The sequence below is a fragment of the Streptomyces sp. bgisy100 genome (genome assembly GCF_057709105.1).
Map to the genome: position 1 here is coordinate 269,859 of NZ_JBYITE010000001.1, position 19,399 is coordinate 289,257.

General features: G+C 72.8%; 15 protein-coding genes. 10 read left to right on the forward strand and 5 right to left on the reverse strand.

The window, feature by feature from the left end:
* Positions 1-78: 78 nt before the first annotated feature.
* The gene (locus AC3EQ1_RS01310; RefSeq protein WP_351506619.1) at positions 79-579 is read right to left on the reverse strand and encodes an Lrp/AsnC family transcriptional regulator; all 501 of its coding nucleotides are present in this window, start codon (positions 577-579) and stop codon (positions 79-81) included.
* A 223-nt stretch (positions 580-802) separates the two neighbouring features.
* On the opposite strand from AC3EQ1_RS01310, the gene pdhA (AC3EQ1_RS01315) reads away from it, so the two are divergent.
* The 8 genes from pdhA (AC3EQ1_RS01315) (at position 803) to AC3EQ1_RS01350 (ending at position 11,329) form a co-directional block, all read left to right on the forward strand.
* A complete protein-coding gene (pdhA, locus tag AC3EQ1_RS01315; protein WP_432092347.1) occupies positions 803-1,945 on the forward strand; it encodes a pyruvate dehydrogenase (acetyl-transferring) E1 component subunit alpha in 1,143 nt (380 codons plus the stop codon).
* A 53-nt stretch (positions 1,946-1,998) separates the two neighbouring features.
* Positions 1,999-2,994, forward strand: coding sequence for an alpha-ketoacid dehydrogenase subunit beta (locus AC3EQ1_RS01320; protein WP_432092386.1), 996 nt, complete (start codon positions 1,999-2,001; stop codon positions 2,992-2,994).
* The gene (locus AC3EQ1_RS01325; RefSeq protein ID WP_432092387.1) at positions 2,994-4,547 is read left to right on the forward strand and encodes a dihydrolipoamide acetyltransferase family protein; all 1,554 of its coding nucleotides are present in this window, start codon (positions 2,994-2,996) and stop codon (positions 4,545-4,547) included. Before AC3EQ1_RS01320 ends, AC3EQ1_RS01325 begins: the two co-directional genes overlap by 1 nt.
* A gap of 125 nt (positions 4,548-4,672) precedes the next feature.
* Positions 4,673-5,794 (forward strand): NTP transferase domain-containing protein, encoded by a 1,122-nt coding sequence (locus AC3EQ1_RS01330; protein ID WP_432092348.1) that lies wholly within the window; start codon positions 4,673-4,675, stop codon positions 5,792-5,794.
* Between the two features lie 967 nt (positions 5,795-6,761).
* Positions 6,762-8,450: a molybdopterin molybdotransferase MoeA gene (locus AC3EQ1_RS01335; RefSeq protein ID WP_432092349.1), complete on the forward strand. Its 1,689-nt coding sequence runs from the start codon at positions 6,762-6,764 to the stop codon at positions 8,448-8,450.
* A 160-nt stretch (positions 8,451-8,610) separates the two neighbouring features.
* Positions 8,611-9,588 (forward strand): NAD(P)H-quinone oxidoreductase, encoded by a 978-nt coding sequence (locus AC3EQ1_RS01340; RefSeq protein ID WP_432092388.1) that lies wholly within the window; start codon positions 8,611-8,613, stop codon positions 9,586-9,588.
* Positions 9,589-9,755: 167 nt separating this feature from the next.
* Complete coding sequence (locus AC3EQ1_RS01345) at positions 9,756-10,502, forward strand: hypothetical protein (protein WP_432092350.1); 747 nt, start codon at positions 9,756-9,758, stop codon at positions 10,500-10,502.
* Between the two features lie 263 nt (positions 10,503-10,765).
* The gene (locus AC3EQ1_RS01350; RefSeq protein WP_432092351.1) at positions 10,766-11,329 is read left to right on the forward strand and encodes a bacterial proteasome activator family protein; all 564 of its coding nucleotides are present in this window, start codon (positions 10,766-10,768) and stop codon (positions 11,327-11,329) included.
* Positions 11,330-11,704: 375 nt separating this feature from the next.
* Here AC3EQ1_RS01350 and AC3EQ1_RS01355 read toward each other — a convergent pair whose 3' ends face one another.
* Positions 11,705-13,378 carry a protein kinase domain-containing protein gene (locus AC3EQ1_RS01355; RefSeq protein ID WP_432092352.1) on the reverse strand — a complete coding sequence of 558 codons (1,674 nt, stop codon included), beginning with the start codon at positions 13,376-13,378 and terminating at the stop codon, positions 11,705-11,707.
* A gap of 322 nt (positions 13,379-13,700) precedes the next feature.
* Between AC3EQ1_RS01355 and AC3EQ1_RS01360 the strand changes: the two genes are divergently transcribed.
* The gene (locus AC3EQ1_RS01360; RefSeq protein ID WP_432092353.1) at positions 13,701-15,290 is read left to right on the forward strand and encodes a protein kinase domain-containing protein; all 1,590 of its coding nucleotides are present in this window, start codon (positions 13,701-13,703) and stop codon (positions 15,288-15,290) included.
* A 98-nt stretch (positions 15,291-15,388) separates the two neighbouring features.
* Here AC3EQ1_RS01360 and AC3EQ1_RS01365 read toward each other — a convergent pair whose 3' ends face one another.
* The 3 genes from AC3EQ1_RS01365 to AC3EQ1_RS01375 form a co-directional block, all read right to left on the reverse strand.
* Positions 15,389-16,378: a phosphotransferase gene (locus AC3EQ1_RS01365; protein ID WP_432092389.1), complete on the reverse strand. Its 990-nt coding sequence runs from the start codon at positions 16,376-16,378 to the stop codon at positions 15,389-15,391.
* A gap of 175 nt (positions 16,379-16,553) precedes the next feature.
* Positions 16,554-17,084, reverse strand: a complete 531-nt coding sequence (locus AC3EQ1_RS01370) for a pyridoxamine 5'-phosphate oxidase family protein (RefSeq protein WP_432092354.1) — start codon at positions 17,082-17,084, stop codon at positions 16,554-16,556.
* 159 nt (positions 17,085-17,243) lie between these two features.
* The gene (locus AC3EQ1_RS01375; protein ID WP_432092355.1) at positions 17,244-17,903 is read right to left on the reverse strand and encodes a response regulator; all 660 of its coding nucleotides are present in this window, start codon (positions 17,901-17,903) and stop codon (positions 17,244-17,246) included.
* A gap of 347 nt (positions 17,904-18,250) precedes the next feature.
* On the opposite strand from AC3EQ1_RS01375, the gene pdhA (AC3EQ1_RS01380) reads away from it, so the two are divergent.
* On the forward strand, positions 18,251-19,399 hold the full coding sequence (gene pdhA / locus AC3EQ1_RS01380; RefSeq protein ID WP_432092356.1) for a pyruvate dehydrogenase (acetyl-transferring) E1 component subunit alpha: 1,149 nt from the start codon (positions 18,251-18,253) through the stop codon (positions 19,397-19,399).

Below are 19,399 nucleotides of genomic sequence, written 5' to 3' on the forward strand. Positions count from 1 at the left end.
TGCCGGCGGGCCGATGACCCCGGCGGCGCTCCGGGCTTCCCCCGCGCCGTCCCGGGCCGGTTCCGTCCCTGCCGCGGTTCAGGCCTCGGCCGGATCCTCCGGCCAGAGGTCCGTCTCCTCGAACACCAGCAGCGTGCGCGTGCTCAGCACCTCGGGGATCGACTGGATCCGGGTCAGGACGAGTTCCCGGAGCGCGCGGTTGTCCTCGGTGTGCACCAGCAGCAGGACGTCGAAATCGCCGCTGACCAGGGCGATGTGCGCGGCGCCCGGCAGCTCCTCGAGCTGCTCGCGGACCGTGCGCCAGGAGTTCTGCACGATCTTCAGCGTGATGTACGCGGCGGCGCCCTGGCCTGCCCGTTCCATGTCGACCCGGGCCCCGAAGCCCTGGATCACGCCGTCCTCGATGAGCCGGTTGATGCGCGCGTACGCGTTGGCCCGCGAGATGTGCACCCGCTCGGCCACGGAGCGTATCGAGGCGCGCCCGTCGGTGCGGAGCATCCGGAGGATCGCGCGGTCGATCGCGTCCAGCGGGCGCGGGGGCGGCATCCGGCTCTCGTCGGCCATCCGTTCAGTTGCCATCCGCCTATGCCTCCCCACGGTGGACGTCCTGCCTTCATCTCAGGCTGTGGAAAACCGTTTGTCCACAGGCTGAGGCCGCATGTAGCCAAAATGTGCCGTCGACCGAACAATCGGTAGGTGAGACGTGCCACACCGCGTCGCGCTAAGCCCTGCCCGTCGCCCCGGCCAGCAGGCCCCAGGCCCCCACGCCGAAGCCCAGGGGCGAGTCCCAGGAGGTGCTCGAATGACGGTCCTCGAACAGCCCGGGTCGTACCACCCGGCCCCGCCGCCCGCCTGGCGGCCCCGCACCGACCCGGCGCCGCTCCTTCCCGACCAGGAGCCGTACCGCCTGCTGGGTACCCCCGCGGGGCGGGACACCGACCCCGCCCTGCTGAAGCGGCTCCACGCCGAGCTGGTCCGCGGCCGCCGCTACAACACGCAGGCCACCGCCCTCACCCGGCAGGGGCGGCTGGCCGTGTATCCCTCCAGCACCGGCCAGGAGGCCTGCCAGGTCGCCGCCGCCCTCGTGCTGGAGGACCGGGACTGGCTCTTCCCCAGCTACCGCGACACCCTCGCCGCCGTGGCCCGCGGGCTCGACCCCGTACAGGCGCTCACCCTGCTCCGCGGCGACTGGCACACCGGGTACGACCCGAGGGAGCACCGCGTCGCGCCGCTGTGCACACCGCTCGCCACCCAGCTCCCGCACGCCGTGGGCCTGGCGCACGCCGCCCGGCTCAAGGGGGACGACGTGGTCGCGCTCGCCATGGTCGGCGACGGCGGCACCAGCGAGGGCGACTTCCACGAAGCGCTGAACTTCGCCGCCGTCTGGCGCGCCCCCGTCGTCTTCCTCGTCCAGAACAACGGCTTCGCGATCTCCGTGCCGCTCGCCAAGCAGACCGCCGCGCCCTCCCTGGCCCACAAGGCGGTGGGGTACGGCATGCCGGGCCGGCTCGTCGACGGGAACGACGCGGTCGCGGTCCACGAGGTGCTCGGCGAGGCCGTCCGCCGTGCCCGCGCGGGCGACGGTCCGACGCTCGTGGAAGCCGTCACCTACCGCATGGAAGCCCACACCAACGCCGACGACGCCACCCGCTACCGGCCGGACGACGAGGTCGAGGAGTGGCGGGAACACGACCCGATAACTCTGCTGGAGCGCGAGATGCGGGACCGGCACCTGCTGGACGACAAGGAGGCCCGGGTGGTCCGCGAGTCCGCCGAGGAGATGGCGGCCGACCTGCGGGAGCGGATGAACCAGGACCCGGCCCTGGACCCGATGGACCTGTTCGGCCACGTGTACGCCGAGCAGACGGAGCAGCTGCGTGAACAGGCCGCTCAGCTGCGCGCCGAGCTCGACGCCGCCGACCACGAGGGAGAGAGCGGGAAGTGACCACCGCACCAGCCGCCGCCGGGCCCGCCGCCCCGGTGCGCAAACCCGCCACCATGGCCCAGGCCCTGGGCCGCGCCCTGCGGGATTCCCTGGCCGAGGACCCGTCCGTGCACGTCCTCGGGGAGGACGTCGGCACGCTCGGCGGCGTCTTCCGGATCACCGACGGCCTCGCCCGGGAGTTCGGCGACGACCGCTGCACGGACACACCGCTGGCCGAGGCGGGAATCCTGGGCACGGCGGTCGGCATGGCGATGTACGGTCTGCGGCCCGTTGTGGAGATGCAGTTCGACGCCTTCGCGTACCCGGCGTTCGAGCAGCTCATCAGCCATGTCGCACGGATGCGCAACCGGACGCGGGGCGCGATGCCGATGCCGATCACGGTGCGGGTGCCGTACGGCGGCGGGATCGGCGGCGTCGAGCACCACAGCGACTCGTCCGAGGCCTACTACATGGCCACCCCGGGCCTGCACGTCGTCACCCCGGCGACGGTGGCGGACGCGTACGGCCTGCTGCGAGCCGCCATCGCCTCCGACGATCCCGTCGTCTTCCTGGAACCCAAGCGGCTGTACTGGTCGAAGGCCGACTGGTCGCCGGACGAGCCCGAAACGGTCGGCCCGATCGGTCGCGCCGCGGTCCGTCGGACGGGCCGCAGCGCGACGCTCATCAGCTACGGGCCGTCCGTGCCGGTGTGCCTGGAGGCCGCCGAGGCCGCCCGCGCCGAAGGCTGGGATCTGGAAGTTCTCGACCTGCGGAGTCTGGTGCCGTTCGACGACGCGACGGTGTGCGCGTCCGTCCGCCGGACAGGGCGGGCCGTCGTGGTCCACGAGTCCAGCGGGTTCGGCGGTCCCGGAGGGGAGATCGCCGCGCGGGTGACGGAGCGGTGCTTCCACCACCTGGAGGCCCCGGTGCTCAGGGTCGCGGGCTTCGACATCCCGTATCCGCCGCCGATGCTCGAACGCCATCATCTGCCCGGGGTCGACCGCATCCTGGACGCGGTCGCCCGGCTGCAGTGGGAGTCGGAGTGGACACCGGGGGAGGTGCGGAGCTGATGGCCGTGGTGCGGGAGTTCAAGCTGCCCGATCTCGGCGAGGGCCTGACCGAGGCCGAGATCATCCGCTGGCTGGTGCAGGTCGGCGACGTCGTCGCCGTCGACCAGCCGGTGGTCGAGGTGGAGACGGCGAAGGCCATGGTGGAGGTGCCCTGTCCCTACGGGGGCGTGGTCACCGCACGCTACGGCGAGGAGGGCACGGAGCTGCCGGTCGGGGCACCGCTGCTGACGGTCGCGGTCGGCGCGGATGCGGGCGCCCCCGGTGGTCCCGAGCCCGGCACCTCGGTACCGGGAACCACCCCGTCCTCGGCCGGCGCGGACTCGGTCGCGCCGGGCGTCGGGTCCGCGGGCGGTGTCGACGGCAGGGCCGACGCGGGCGGGGCCGAGGGCTCGGGCAATGTGCTCGTCGGCTACGGCACCGGTGCGCCGGTGGCCCGTCGGCGCAGGGTTCGTCCCGCGGGCGGTTTCTCCCCGCCTTCCGCGCCCGCGGCCGACGGACCGCGAGGGGGAGCCGCCGTCCGCGCGGCCCCGCCGCAGGACGTGAGCGTTCCGGCGGACGGCCGTGCCACGACAGGCGCCACCTCCGGAGCCATGGCAGCCGGCGGCTCCGGACCGGTTGCCGTGATCTCGCCTCTCGTCCGGCGGCTGGCCAGGGAGAACGGGATCGATCTCCGCGAGGTGCGGGGCAGCGGGCCCGAGGGGCTCATCCTGCGGGCCGACGTCGAGAGCGCCGCGCGGACGCTCACCGAGCCGCCCGCCCGGCCGGCGCCGAGCGACACGGCTCCCTACGCTTCCGGAGAGGCGACCGCCACCGATCGGGGCAGGCCCGAGGTGGGCAGGCAGCCGGCCACCGGCGGGGCACCGGTGGCGGAACGCATCCCGCTGCGCGGGATGCGCGGAGCCGTGGCGGACAAGCTGTCGCGGAGCCGGCGGGAGATCCCCGAGGCGACATGCTGGGTGGACGCCGACGCCACCGAACTCATGGCGGCCCGGTCCGCCATGAACGCCGCCGGTGAGCCGAAGGTGTCGCTGCTCGCGCTGCTGGCCCGGATCTGCACGGCCGCACTCGCCCGCTACCCCGAACTGAACTCCACGGTGGACATGGAGGCCCGCGAGGTCGTCCGGCTCCCCGGCGTCCACATCGGATTCGCGGCGCAGACGGACCGGGGCCTGGTCGTGCCCGTCGTCCGGGACGCGCACACCCGGAACGCGGCCTCCCTGTCCGAGGAATTCGCCCGGCTCACGGAGAAGGCGCGGGCGGGCACGCTGACACCGGCCGACCTGACCGGCGGTACGTTCACGCTCAACAACTACGGCGTCTTCGGCGTGGACGGTTCGACGCCGATCATCAACCACCCCGAAGCGGCGATGCTGGGCGTGGGGCGCATCGTGCCGAAGCCGTGGGTCCACCGGGGCGAGTTGGCGGTGCGGCAGGTCGTTCAGCTGTCGCTCACCTTCGACCACCGGGTATGCGACGGGGGCACCGCCGGGGGTTTCCTCCGGTACGTCGCCGACTGCGTCGAGCAGCCGGCGGTGCTGCTGCGCACCGTGTGACGTCGCCTGTCCCCGGCGGCCGGCGCCGGGGACAGGGCCGACCTTCCAGGAGTGGGGCGCGCGCCCATGCGGGCGGGGAGCCATGAGGCTGCCGCGACGTCCCACCCGCCCGGGATACTCGATGCATGACTGCGCAGGGGTACGACGCGGTGGTGCTGGCCGGTGGCGCCGCGAAGCGAATGGGTGGGGCGGACAAACCGGGCCTCCGCGTGGGCGGGCGCCCTCTCCTGGACCGCGTGCTCGGGGCGTGCGCCGACGCCACCACGACCGTTGTCGTCGGTTCCCGGCGACCGACCGCGCGTCCGGTGCGCTGGGCGCGCGAGGAGCCACCCGGCGGCGGCCCGCTGGCGGCGCTCGCCGCCGGCCTCGCCCACGTCACGGAGCCGGTGGTACTCGCCCTCTCGGCGGATCTGCCGTTTCTGTCGGCCGAGACGGTGCGGGCGCTGATCGGAGCGCTGGACGGGGAGAAGCCCGGGCCCGGCCCGGCCCCCGCGGCACGGCGGGACGCCGGCCCGGATGCCGACCGGGCCACCGCGGACCGGGCCACCGCGGACCGGGCCACGGCGGACCGGGCCACCATGGACCGGGCAGGCGCGGATCGGGATACCCGGGCCGGCGGCGCGGCCCGGGCCGAGGCGGCCGACACCTCCCGGGCGGCGTGGGACCCGGCCACGGCCAGGGCAGGTGAGGCCGACGGCACCGCGGGAAACGAGCCGGCCGACGGGGTGCTGCTCGTCGATTCCGATGGCAGGGATCAGCCGCTGGTCGCCGCCTACCGAACCGAGCCACTGCGCCGTGAACTCTCCCTGCTCGCCGCCGAGCACGGCGGCCTCGCCCATCTGCCGCTGCGCCTGCTCAGCGCCGAACTCACCCTCCGGCGCATATCCGGGCCCGTCCCCGCGGCGTCCTTCGACTGCGACACCTGGGAGGATCTTGCGTCCGCCCGCGCCCGCATCAGGGAGCATGGAAACGTGCTGGACGAATGGATGGCCGCAGTCAAGGACGAACTCGGGATCGAGCTGGACGTCGACACCGGCGTTCTGCTGGACCTCGCCCGCGATGCCGCGCACGGCGTGACCCGGCCGGCGGCGCCCCTCACCACCTTTCTGGTGGGGTACGCGGCGGGCCGGGCGGGTGGCACTCCGGCCGAGGTGGCCGAAGCCGCGCGCCGGGCGGCGGCACTCGCCGCGCGCTGGGCGGCGGAGTCCGACGAGGGACCGGCCGACGGTGGAAAGACCGACGGATGACGAGGCAGGGCGCGGACCGATGACGAACCGTGAGACGGACTACGACACCGACCGGGACGCGGACCGCGACGCTCTGTCTTCCGGCGACGGCCGTGTTCTCGGTGACGGCCGCGCCGGCGGGGATGTCCGGCACGGGCGTGCCCACCGCTCCGCACCCGGCTGCGGGGACAACGAGGGGACGGTCGCCAGGGGGAGCGAGGCACATCGGAACGCCCAGCGGAATGACGTCTCCGGCCCCGAGGCCACCGGACCGGGCCGGAAAGCCCGGTCGGTGGCGGACGGGAGGTCCCGGCCGACGGTAGCCGGGAGGGACGTCGACCAGGCGGTGGACGAGGCCCTGGCCATCGCGAACGAGGGGCGTCGGCCACTCACGGGACGGCGCTCGACCGACTCCGTCGACCCTGCCGCGCCTCGTCCCGGCGGGCGCACCACGGCGACCGCCCAGGGGCATTGCCCGTGCTGCTGCACGGGGGAACTGCACGGTTCGCCGGTGGCCGGCGCGGCGCCGGGACAGGCCGCTTCCGGGTGCCCCGATGGACCGGACAGCGTGCGGGCGGAGCCGGACACGCGCGAATCGGCGGTTGGGTTCGAGGCGTACGAGGAACTTCCTACCGGTGAGTGGGCCCCCGGGGCGGCCGCCCCCGCGTCCGAGGGCGCCGGGGGGCCCGCCTCCTGTTCCGGCGCGCGCGCTCAGGGCCCGGGGGCGGCCGGGCACTCGCCGTCCGAGGACGACGTGTGGCCGTCCGTGGCGGACATCCTCGGCGTGCCGGAACGATTCGCCGGGCCGGAGCACTCGCGGCCGGAGCGCGCCGCGGCCTCCGTGCCGGTCACGCGTGCCGGCCAGGTCCGGGAGGGCAGGCCTCTGGACGGCAGCCTTCTCGACAGCAGCGGTTTCGAGAGTAGGGCTCTCGACGGCAGGTCTTTCGCCGGCAGGCCTCTCGGCGGACGTGGGCAGGGCTCGGGGCCGGTGTCACCGCCCGGAACCGGCTGTCCGTCCGAAACGGACAGCCACCGTGACCAGGGGCGAGGCCCGGGGCCCGATGGTCTTGCTGGTGCCGAAACCGTCGCAGCCACCGGGTACGGTCCCGGTTCGGACCGGTCCTGCAATCCCGGCCCCGACCTCTCTTCCCGCCCTGATCCCGATCCGGACCTCCCCTCCGACTCCGGTCTCTCCTCCTGGGCCGACGTCCTTGCCGGGACTTCCTCTGCACGTGACGGCTCGGACGTTGCCCGAGGTTCCGGCGCAGCCCAGGGGTCCGGCGCTTCTCGAGGTTCCGGCGCTGCTCGCGGATCCGATGCTGCTCGGGGTTCCGGCACGGCTCCGGACACGGACGCGGGCCGTGGAGCCGATGCTGCCCGTGGCGTCGGCCGGATGAGCGGTCGTCAGTCATCCGGTGGCCGTGCCCGTCACGGGGCGACTCCATGGCCCCATGCCAGGGAACGTGCCGCCCGTGCCGCGAACGGTCCGCTGCCGACGGCGGTCCTGGGGCTGGACGACTCGCTGGGACGCATCCTCGCCGAGCCGGTTCCAGCGCTGACCGATCTGCCCTCCTTCGACACCTCCGCGATGGACGGCTGGGCCCTCGCCGGCCCCGGCCCCTGGACGGTCGACGACTCCGGTGACGCTGGCATTCTCGCCGGTCAGGACGGTCCCGCGGCGCTGCCCGACGGGCACGCCGTCCGCATCGCCACCGGTGCTCCCGTACCCGCCGGAACCACCGCGGTGCTGCGTACCGAGCACGGCGAGACCCGAGGGCGGGCCGGCTCCCCCGGTGAGCGCCTGCACATCGCCCCCGGCCGGAACATCGCCCCTGGCCAGGACATCCGTCCCCGTGGCCAGGAGTGCCGCCGCGGCGACCGGCTGCTGCCCGGCGGGACGCTCGTCACCCCTGCCGTCCTCGGCCTCGCGGCCGCCGCCGGCTACGACGAACTGCCGACCGTCACCCGCCCCCGGGTCGAGGTCCTCATCCTCGGCGACGAGCTGCTGAGCAGCGGACTTCCCCGCGAAGGCCGTATCCGGGACGCGCTCGGACCGATGCTCGGCCCCTGGCTGCGGGCGCTCGGGGCGGATGTGGTGTCCACCCGTCGGCTCGGCGACGACGCCGGCCTCCTGCACCGGGCCGTCGCCGACTCCACCGCCGACCTCCTCGTCACGACCGGTGGCACCGCCGCCGGACCCGTCGACCACGTCCATCCGGTGCTGCGCCGGGTCGGTGCCACGCTGCTGGTCGACGGCGTCGCCGTGCGCCCGGGGCACCCGATGCTGCTCGCCCGAATCGCCCCGGAACGGCACCTGGTGGGGCTTCCCGGCAATCCGCTCGCGGCCGTCTCCGGCCTGCTCACGCTTGCAGAACCGTTGCTGCGGACGCTGTCCGGCCGCGGCCCGAACCCGTACGCCGTCACACTGCCGTTCGCCACCGATGTGCAGGGCCATCCTCACGACACCCGCCTCGTCCCGGTCGCCCTCGACGGCGAGGCCGCCAGGCCGCTGCACTTCACCGGTCCGGCCATGCTGCGGGGCATCGCCGCCGCTGACGGGCTTGCCGTCGTACCGCCGGGCGGAGCCGAAGCGGGAGCGGATGCGGAGATCCTCGAACTGCCCTGGCCCGACCGGTTCGACGCGGCCGCAACTGCGGCCGGGGACGGCTTCCGGTGAACCGGTCAGGGGCGAGCGGATGGCAGTACCGTACGGCGACCGTCCGTCCGCGAACGGCGCGCTGACGGACCGGCCGGCGCCGCGGCACGGCGCCGGCCGCTGTTCCGGGCCGCGTGATCGTCGTGCCGTACGGGGGCGGAGTAGCCTCGCGGCCATGTCAATGAACGCGATCACCATCCCCGAACCCGGCGGACCCGAGGCCCTGGTGTGGGCCGAGGTCCCGGAACCCGTCCCCGGCGAGGGAGAAGTCCTGGTCGAGGTCGCGGCCGGCGCGGTCAATCGCGCCGATCTGCTGCAGCGGCAGGGCTTCTACGATCCGCCGCCCGGCTCCTCCCCGTACCCCGGCCTGGAGTGCTCCGGGCGGATCACCGCCCTGGGGCCCAACGTGTCCGGGTGGGCCGTGGGCGACGAGGTGTGTGCGCTGCTGGCGGGCGGCGGGTACGCGGAGCAGGTCGTGGTCCCGTCGGGCCAGCTGCTGCCGGTGCCCGAGGGCGTCGACCTGGTGACGGCCGCGGCTCTGCCGGAGGCCGTCTGCACCGTCTGGTCCAACGTCTTCATGGTCGCCCACCTGCGCCCCGGGGACACCCTGCTGATCCACGGCGGCTCCAGCGGCATCGGCACGATGGCGATCCAGCTGGCCAAGGCCATCGGCGCGCGTGTCGCGGTGACGGCGGGCAGCGCGGAGAAGCTCGAGCGCTGCCGGGAGCTGGGTGCCGACATCCTGATCGACTACCGCGAGCAGGACTTCGTGGAGGAGCTCCGGAAGGCCACCGATGGCAAGGGGGCCGATGTCATCCTCGACATCGTGGGCGCCAAATATCTGAGCCGGAACGTGAAGGCGCTCGCGGTCAGCGGCCGCCTCGCGATCATCGGCATGCAGGGCGGCCGCAAGGGAGAGCTGGACCTCGGTGCGCTGCTGGCCAAGCGGGGGGCGGTCACGGCGACGTCGCTGCGCGGGCGCCCGCTCTCGGAGAAGGCCGCGATCGTCGCGGCGGTGCGTGAGCACGTCTGGCCGTTGATCGCCAACGGGCGGGTCCGCCCGGTGGTGGACCGGGCCCTGCCGATGCGCGATGCGGCCGAAGCCCACCGAGTGCTGGAGGGGAGCGGCCACATCGGGAAGATCCTGCTGACCGTCTGAAGAGGTCGACCGGCGGCGGTGGCACCGGCTGCGCGGCTCCGGAACAGCGGGCGGACGGCCGCACCATGGCGGTGAATTGCATCAAATGCCCGAGATGCCAGATTCTTCCGGTCGTGTGACGCTGAACACGGTCACTTCACGGCTCGGCACGGGAGGGGGTCACAGCCGTGGCTCCAGCGCTCCGCCTACGTTTCGCCATCGGCCTCCTTGCGGGGGCCGTGCTGCTGCCGGCACCTGCGGCGTTCGCTCTTGAGGACCGGTCCGCCCACACTTCGGGCCGGGCGCCCGACACCTGGTCCAGGGATCACTCCATCGGACGGACCCCCGACCTCTGGTCCGGCCCGCAGCCGGCGCTTCCCGTGATCGGACTCCCGGCTCCACTGCTCGCCGAGCTCGACGAACGAGTCGCCGAATGGCAGCGGAGCAGGGACCCGGACGGGCCCTTCGCCGGGCGTCTCGCCGGGGAAGGGCGGGCGCGGCCGGGCCGGGGTCCGGGCCCGGCGGCCCGCCCCGAGGTGCCGCCGGGAATCCCGGAACGGCCTGGTCTGCGAGACCCGAGCGCACCGGCCGAGGCGCGCCGCCCGGACCGTCCCGCCGCCCCTCCCTCGCCCGGCGCCGGCATCTCCAGGCCACCGGAACCCCACGGTTCCCCGAAGCCGGACCCCTCCCGGACGGGTCGCGACCTCGGGGAGGCCGAGCAGTCGCCCCGTCCGGCAGAGAGCGGTGCCGCGGAACCGGACGAGCCCGTCACCTCGGCGACCGGTCCGGACGACCCGAGCGCGACCGGCGAGAGCACCGGGCAGACGGTCGCCCAGCACTCCGGACGGATGCTGCGGGTGCTGCCGCTCGGCACCGGGCTGGCGCTCATGGGGATCGGCCTGGCCTTCATCGGCTTCCGGCTCCGCCGGCGCTGACCGGCGCTCGCAGAGCTGCGGGGCGCCGCATGGCTGACCGTCGCAGTCGCTGACAACCCACCCGCCCCGGAGCCCGGTGTTCCGTGACGACAGCCGCCGACAACCCGCGCTTACCCCGGCTTCCCGCCCCGCCCCTCCGTGCCCAGCCGGCCGCCGGGCACGAGGCCCGGTCGCCAATGCCACCGCAGGCGCCGCGGCAGGGGGGATCACGCCCTGGCAGGGGCACAACGCCTTCGAGGCAGGGGTGCGAGAGAATGGGCGGCATGGAGATGCCGAGGAACGAACGGTCGCAGGAGAGCCCCCACGTCCTGGTCGTCGGACCCGACGGAATGGCTCTCGGCAACGCCAACCCCGGCAGCGGGGAGGGCGACGACGAGTCGCGCGAGGTCCCGGTGACGGAGATGGTCGAGCAGCCCGCGAAGGTCATGCGCATCGGCAGCATGATCAAGCAGCTTCTGGAGGAGGTCCGGGCGGCTCCTCTCGACGAGGCGAGCCGGGTACGGCTCAAGCAGATCCACGCCAGCTCGGTCAAGGAGCTGGAGGACGGCCTCGCGCCGGAACTCGTCGAGGAGCTGGAGCGGCTGTCGCTTCCCTTCACCAACGAGGCCATTCCGACCGAGGCCGAACTGCGTATCGCCCAGGCCCAGTTGGTCGGCTGGCTGGAGGGTCTCTTCCACGGCATCCAGACCGCGCTGTTCGCACAGCAGATGGCGGCGCGGGCGCAGTTGGAGCAGATGCGCCGGGCTCTCCCGCCCGGCGTGATGGGCGCCGAGGACGGCGAGGACGTGCCTGCCCACGGCGGTGCCCGCTCGGGGCCGTACCTCTGATCTCCGAAGCTCATCCGGCGGGCCATCGGCACCTCAGCCGCTGATCCGGGTGCGGGGATGGCTGCCGTCGGCTCGGGATCGAGGGTCTTTGCCCGGAGGGAGCCCGCAGCCGTCCCGTGACCGGCGTCAGCGCTCAGCGTCACGAGTCGACCGATGGAGCACGGAGTGCTGCATCGGGCCGCACCCGCAGTTCCGTTGAACTGATACCCGGAGGCAGCCCCGGCGCACATCGCGCGCCGGGGCCTCCGGACGGACGGCACGGTGCGCCGGGCGGATCCTCTGTCGTGCTCACTCCGCCATCCGCACCCCGCAGCCCTGGCGTGGTGGGCGGCGTCCCCGTACTGCCCCGAGGACCCGTCGGCCCACCGGCCGGCGTCAGGAGGGCTTGCCCGTGGAGATGGTGAGGACGAACTTCGCCGTCTTGTCGTTCGGGTCGAAGGGGTCGCCGTCCAGCGGAGTCTGACGCAGCACCAGGTCCTTGCCCCAGGTGTTCTCGTTCTCGCGCACCACCTCGTACTTCCACCCGGCTGCGCGCAGGCAGTCCTTCACCGAGGTGATGTCGCGGTACTGGAAGTCCGGCGCCGTGAGCTTCGACTTGTCGTCGTAGTACTCGTACGCCTCGGTGCACGCCTCGCGCTTGACGGTCTTCGTCTTGTCGCCGGGGTTGAACGCCTCGTCGTCATCGTCGTCGTCCGGGTCCGGCTTCTCCGACTGGGACGCGTTTCCGGTTCTCGCCTGCTGTCCGCCGCTGTCGTCGCCCTTGCTCACCACGATCGCGGTGATCAGTCCGCCGATCGCCAGCAGTGCCACGAGGGTCGCGCCCACGATCACCGACGCGCTGTTCTTCCCCCCGCTGCCGCCGGTCGACGGCGTGACGGGCGGCGTCGAGTACGGCGGCGGAGTCTGGGGGCCGCCGGCGTACGGGGACGGCGGCGGGCTCGGGTAGCCCTGCTGGAGCGGGTGCGTCGGGGGCGGCGGGGTGGACGGCCCGAAACTGCCCATCTGACCACTGGACGGGTGGGGCTGGTACGGGGTCTGCACCTGCGGCGCCGGCGGAGTGGGCTGGTCCACCGGCGGGAAGACCGCGGACCCCACGCCCGCCCCGCTGCGGGCCGCCGGGCCGCCGGCGATGATGATCGGCGCGGCCCCGGTCTGCCCGCTCCCCGCCACGCGCGCGCACTCGTCGCGCATCGACTCGGCCGTCGGGAAACGCTCGTTGGGGTTCTTCTTCAGGGCCCGCGCGACCAGTGCGTCCACGGCCGGAGGGATCGAGCTGTTGATGCTCGACGGTGCGGCCGGCTCCTCCTGGACGTGGGCGTAGGCGATGGCCAGCGGCGAGTCCGCGTCGAACGGCAGCCGCCCGGTCAGCAGCTCGAAGAGCATGATGCCCACCGAGTACAGGTCGGACCGGGCGTCCACACCGCGGCCCAGCGCCTGCTCCGGCGACAGATACTGCGGAGTGCCGACGACCATGCCGGTCTGCGTCATCGACGTGACCCCGGACTGCATGGCGCGGGCGATGCCGAAGTCCATGACCTTGACCACATTGCGCTTGGTCATCATCACGTTGCCCGGCTTGATGTCCCGGTGGACCAGGCCCATCTCGTGGCTCACCTCGAGCGCCGCCAGCACATCGCCGGTGATCTTCAGTGCCTTGTCGGCGGGCATTGCGCCGTACTGCGCCACATCGGCGTCGAGCACCGAGCGCAGCGGCTTGCCCTCGACGTACTCCATGACGATGTACGGCATCACCGCGCCGCCGCCCTGATCGTCCGGCAGCGCGTCCTCGCCGGTGTCGAAGACGGAGACGATATTGGTGTGTGAGAGTTTCGCCACGGACTGCGCCTCGCGGCGGAACCGCTCGCGGAACGACTGTTCCCGGCCGAGTTCGGTGTGCAGTGTCTTGATCGCGACCTGTCGGTCGAGCACGGTGTCGTAGGCCAGGTGCACGGATGCCATGCCGCCGGCGCCGAGCAGGTCGCGCAGCTGGTAGCGGCCGCCGCCGACCGCACGGCCCTCGTAGCGTCCCTGAGCACCGTCCTGACTCATTTTCCTGCTCCCCCCGTGGCACGCAGCCTGGCAACGCGGCCCGGTGTACCGATTTCGGCAATGCTGCGATTGTGATTCTCGCCAAAGTCTGCCGCAGGGGTCGGACACGTCAAGCCGCATGCCCGTTCCGTGACTGGTTGCGCAGGAAGAGTTCATGAAGCGTTACGGGCTCACCACGGGATTTGCGCCGCTCCTTCCGGAGCGGGTTTGATGGCCTGTCCATCACGGGACGGCGCGCCCTCCGGACCCTGTAGCGTGCCTTAGCGGAAGACCGTAGGACCGCAGCCATTCGAGCCGCGGACAGAAATGACGGCGAGGACCGATGGCACAGACGCAGCGCGCCCAGGGCCCGTCCGAACCCGAGGCCTCCGGCGGGGGAACCCCCGACGCACCGGAGCAGTGGGGTAGCGGCGGACTTGTGGGCGACGGCCGCTACCGCCTGACCCACCGCCTCGGCCGCGGAGGCATGGCCGAGGTCTTCGCCGCGGAGGACGTGCGGCTCGGCCGCACCGTGGCCGTCAAGCTCCTCCGCGCCGACCTCGCCGAGGACCCGGTCTCGAAGGCCCGCTTCACCCGCGAGGCCCAGTCCGTCGCGGGCCTCAACCACCACGCCGTCGTCGCCGTCTACGACTCCGGCGAGGACGTCGTCGGCCCCAACACCGTGCCGTACATCGTCATGGAGCTGGTCGAGGGCCGCACCATCCGCGACCTCCTGCTCAACGCGGAGGCACCGCCGGCGGACCAGGCGCTGATCATCGTCTCCGGTGTGCTGGAGGCGCTGGCCTACAGCCACCACCACGGCATCGTGCACCGTGACATCAAGCCCGCCAACGTGATCATCACCAACAGCGGTGCGGTCAAGGTCATGGACTTCGGCATCGCCCGCGCCCTGCACGGCGCCCAGTCCACCATGACCCAGACCGGCATGGTCATGGGCACCCCGCAGTACCTCTCCCCCGAGCAGGCCCTCGGCAAGGCCGTCGACCACCGCTCCGACCTGTACGCCACGGGCTGCCTTCTCTACGAACTTCTCGCGCTGCGCCCGCCGTTCACCGGCGAGACGCCGCTCTCGGTGGTCTACCAGCACGTTCAGGACACCCCGGTGGCGCCGTCGGAGGTCTCCGACTCGGTGCCGCCGGAGCTCGACGGTCTCGTCATGCGCTCCCTGGCGAAGGACCCGGACGACCGGTTCCAGAGCGCCGAGGAGATGCGCGGGCTGGTGCAGTACGCGCTGCAGATGCTGACCGACAAGGGCGGCCACACCGGCGTGTGGGACACCGGGCCGGTCGAGCACGCGGGCATGGGGTCCCCGGCGATGGGGCTGGCCGGCACCAGCGTGCTGCCGCACCCGAGCCACGGCGACACCTCGCAGATGGGCGTCGGCGGTCCGATCCTGCCGGGTGGCCGGGACGACGACGGCGGCTTCGACGGAGGCCACCGGCAGGGCGGCGGCAACGGCAAGGGCGGCCGTGGCAAGGCGTGGCTGCTCGCCGCACTCGCGGTGATCGCGGTCACGGTGGGGGTCGTGGTGGCGGTCCAGAACATGAAGACCACGACGAAGGACGACCCCAAGCAGCGCCCCAGCAGCTCGCAGACGACGAAGGAAGAGTCGAGCGAGCCCTCGGACGAGGAGACGACGGAGGACACCGACACCGGCGACAGCTCGGTGGGCGGCCAGGACGACTACACGCCGTCCTACACTCCGTCGTACACGCCCAGTTACACACCGTCCTCGACACCGTCGGTGTCGCCGAGCGAGCAGCCCAGCGAGAGCACCTCGAGCGGTACGAGCGACGGCGGTACGGGCGAGACTCCGGTCCCCTCGGAGGACGACACCGCGACCGACGGCGGCAACGGGGACGACGAGGGCGCCATCGGCAGCCCCGGCACGGTCGGAGAGCCGACGGGCTGAACCTGGCCCGAGTTGCCTTGTCGGGGCCGCCCGCCCGGGCTGTCGGCCCCGCCCCGGTCGCCTGTCCGGCCCGGTCCACCCGGACCGGGCCGGTTCGCTCAGTCCGCGAAGGCGTCGCGCACGGCCTCGTATTCCCGGGTCCACCAGACCGACAGCGCGGCCGCCGCGGGGAACTGCGGGTCCGCCCTGCCGTCGCGCAGCTGGTAGCGCCAGCGCAGCATCCAGAAGTCGTTGAGCCGCTCCCACCAGACCCGGTGAACGGCCGCCGCCAGCTCCTCCGGTGCGGCGCCGGTGGCCCGCCGGTAGGCGCGGGCGTACGGCCGCACCTTGGACAGCTCCAGCGTTCCCCGGGGGCCGACGAAGAAGATCGCCGCGGCCCGGACCGCCTCCTCGGCGCGCGGCTGGACGCCCAGCCGGTCCCAGTCGAGGATCGCCGCGGGCTCGGCGCCCCGGTAGAGCAGGTTCAGCGGATGGAAGTCGCCGTGCACCCAGCCCGTCGCGGGCTCGGCACCGGCTTCCGGGCGGTGGTGGGCGTGCCGCTCCAGTAACGCCCGCCGTTCGACGAGCCGGTGCTCGGCCAGTTCGTCGAAGGCGTCCCGGGGCCGCCTCGCGCGGGCGAGCGCCAGCAGCTCCTCGATGAGTTCGAAGGTGTCCGACGGGTCGGCGCTCTCCACCCGGGCCTCCGCCTCGGGGACCGCGGACTGCTGCATCACCCGCTCCAGACAGGTGTGCACCAGCCCCAGCAGGGACCCCAGGCGCCGTGACTGGGCGGCGGTCAGCTCGCCGCCGCCGCGGTGCCGGCCGTCCACCCAGGGGTGCAGCGCGTAGCAGCGGCCGCCGATCACGGCGACGGTGCGCCCCTCGGCGTCCGCGACCGGCGGGGCGACCGGCAGGCCCAGCACGGCGAGCCGTGCGGTCGCGCCGTGCTGGCGGGTGATGGCGGCGCGGTCGCCGTCGAGGTGGTGCTTGAGGAAGTACCGGCCGCGCGTGGTGGCCAGGTGGTAGCCGCGGTTCAGCAGGCCCTGTGTGAGGCGCTCGCAGGACAGCGGTTCGCCCGCGCCCTCGTACCGGCGTAACAGGGCGCACAGGGTGCCGCCGTCCGGAGTCTCGCCGGCGGGCCCGTCGTCGGCGTCGGGGCCGCCGTCCGGCGCAGCACCCGGGCCGCCGTCGCCGTCCGGAGCGGTCCGGGGCGATGGCAGCGGGGCGCGAGAAGCCGAGGCGGCATATGAGCGCGGCACTCGCCAGATGTTAGATCACCTGGGGTCACACAGTGTGCCCGGAATGTCGCAGCGGGACGCCGGACAGGTCGTGCACGGTGATGAACCGGGGCTCGACGTGCAGATATGCCGGCTCGAAGGGGTCACTGTCGGCGGAGCGCGGCATCCGCCCGAACAGGGCGAGTTCCCGCGGCTCCGGGTCGACGCTGCGGGCTGTCCCGGTGAACTGGACGGACCAGATGTCCTCGGTGCCGTGTCCGATGTTGTCCGCCCCGTAGGCCACCACATTGCCGTCGCAGGCCCGGTGGTAGCCGTATCCACGGTGCAGCCGCAGCAGCACTCTGCCGTCCGCCACGATGTGTCGTGCCGGAGTCACGAACGGCAGGGCGCGCATGCTCACCGAGAGACGGCCGTACGCGATGCTGCGCAGCAGGTCGATCGCGCGGCTGCCGGAAGAGGGCCCGGCGGCGGGCTCGGGGGTGGTTCCGGAGGCAGGGCCGGGTGGTGTGCCGGGTGCGGTGCCGGACGGGGAAGCGGGCTCGGTGGACGGGTCGGGGGAGGAGGGATCGGGGGACATGCCCACCAGCCTGTCCGGTCGAAGCGGACAGCCCCTAGGGGCGGCGGCCCTCGAAGCGGAGGCCGTTGGTCCCGATCCGGGCAGCCGGGCCGATCGCGGGCAACTCACCCGCCGCCGCGTCTCGGCGCCGGCGTTCGGGGGCCGGGGTCAGGGGCAGGGTCAGGGCTTCTCCGCCTGCAGTCGGGCCACGTACGCGGCGGCCTGGGAGCGACGTTCCATGCCGAGCTTCGCCAGCAGGCTGGAGACGTAGTTCTTGATCGTCTTCTCAGCGAGATGAAGTCGTTCGCCGATGGCCCGGTTGGTCAGGCCCTCTCCGATCAGTTCCAGGATCTTGCGTTCCTGTTCGGTGAGGTTCGCCAGCCGGGAGTCGCTCTCCGGGACATTCCCGGCCCGCAGCCGGTCCAGTACCCGTGCCGTCGCCACCGGATCCAGCAGGGACTTGCCGGCCGCGACGTCCCGCACGGCGGACAGCAGCTCGTTGCCGCGGATCGCCTTCAGTACGTAGCCGGCCGCCCCTGCCATGATCGCGTCGAAGAGCGCTTCGTCATCGGCGTACGAGGTCAGGATCAGGCACTTGATGTCCTCGCTCGCCGAGCGGATCTCCCGGCAGACCTCCACTCCGCTGCCGTCCGGAAGCCGCACGTCCAGCACGGCTACATCGGGGCGGGTGGCCGGAATGCGGGCCAGCGCGTCCGCGGCGGTGCCGGCCTCGCCGACCACCTCGATATCGTCCTCAACCGACAGAAGGTCATGAACGCCGCGTCGTACCACTTCATGGTCGTCGAGGAGAAATACACTAATTCTTCCTTCTTCGGACACATAGTCAGTCTCACACACGAACTCTTCCCGTGCTCTTGCCCTCCGGGATAACGTGCCGTTGGCCCGGAGGGCTGCAAGGCTGTGACCAGTGGTTGTTCCCGAATTTCTCGATTTACTTGGAAATCCAAGCAAAATCGCAGGTCAGGAGGGGTTTCGCAGAGATGCGAAGCACTGGGTAACGTGCGTGTTGCAGGCCACTGTCCGGGCGCCTGTCACGCCCGTTCGGCCCGCCGCACCTACCCCGTGCGCCGTTCCGAAGCGGGTGAGCCCCTCCCCTGGCCGACGGCCAGGGGGGACACCAGGCCACCCGGCGGATCCCGGGGGCCGGACAGACGGAGGAGCACACCGTGACCGTGGAGAGCACTGCCGCGCGGAAACCGCGTCGCAGCAGCGGCAAGCGAGCCGGCGCCAAGAAGCCACCGGCCGGCCAGCCCGAGCTCGTACAGCTGCTGACGCCGGAGGGCGAGCGGGTCGAGCACCCCGAGTACTCCATCGACCTGACCCCCGACGAGCTGCGCGGCCTGTACCGGGACATGGTGCTGACCCGGCGCTTCGACGCCGAGGCGACCGCGCTGCAGCGGCAGGGCGAGCTGGGCCTGTGGGCATCGCTGCTCGGCCAGGAGGCTGCCCAGATCGGCTCCGGCCGTGCGCTGCGCGACGACGACTACGTCTTCCCCACCTACCGTGAGCACGGTGTCGCCTGGTGTCGCGGGGTCGACCCGACCAATCTGCTCGGCATGTTCCGCGGCGTGAACCACGGCGGCTGGGACCCGAACAGCAACAACTTCCACCTGTACACGATCGTGATCGGCTCGCAGACGCTGCACGCGACCGGTTACGCGATGGGTGTGGCGAAGGACGGCGCCGACTCCGCCGTCATCGCCTACTTCGGGGACGGCGCCTCCAGCCAGGGCGACGTCGCCGAGGCTTTTACCTTCTCCGCGGTCTACAACGCCCCCGTGGTGTTCTTCTGCCAGAACAACCAGTGGGCGATCTCCGAACCCACCGAGCGGCAGACCCGCGTCCCGCTCTACCAGCGCGCCCAGGGCTTCGGCTTCCCCGGTGTCCGGGTCGACGGCAACGACGTACTCGCCTGCCTGGCCGTGACCCGGTCCGCGCTGGAGCGGGCCCGCAGTGGCCAGGGCCCGACCCTTGTCGAGGCCTTCACCTACCGCATGGGTGCTCACACGACCTCCGACGATCCGACCAAGTACCGCCAGGACGACGAGCGGGCGGCCTGGGAGGCCAAGGACCCGATCCAGCGGCTGAAGGCCTACCTGGAGAAGGAAGGGCACGCCGACGAGGCGTACTTCGCCGCGCTGGAGACCGAGAGCGACGCGCTCGCGAAGCGGGTCCGGGAGGCCGTACGCGCCATGCCCGACCCGGACTCCATGGCGATGTTCGAGAACGTCTACGCCGATGGCCACGCACTGGTCGACGAAGAGCGCGCGCAGTTCGCTGCGTACCAGGCGTCCTTCGCCGAGGAGGGGAACTGA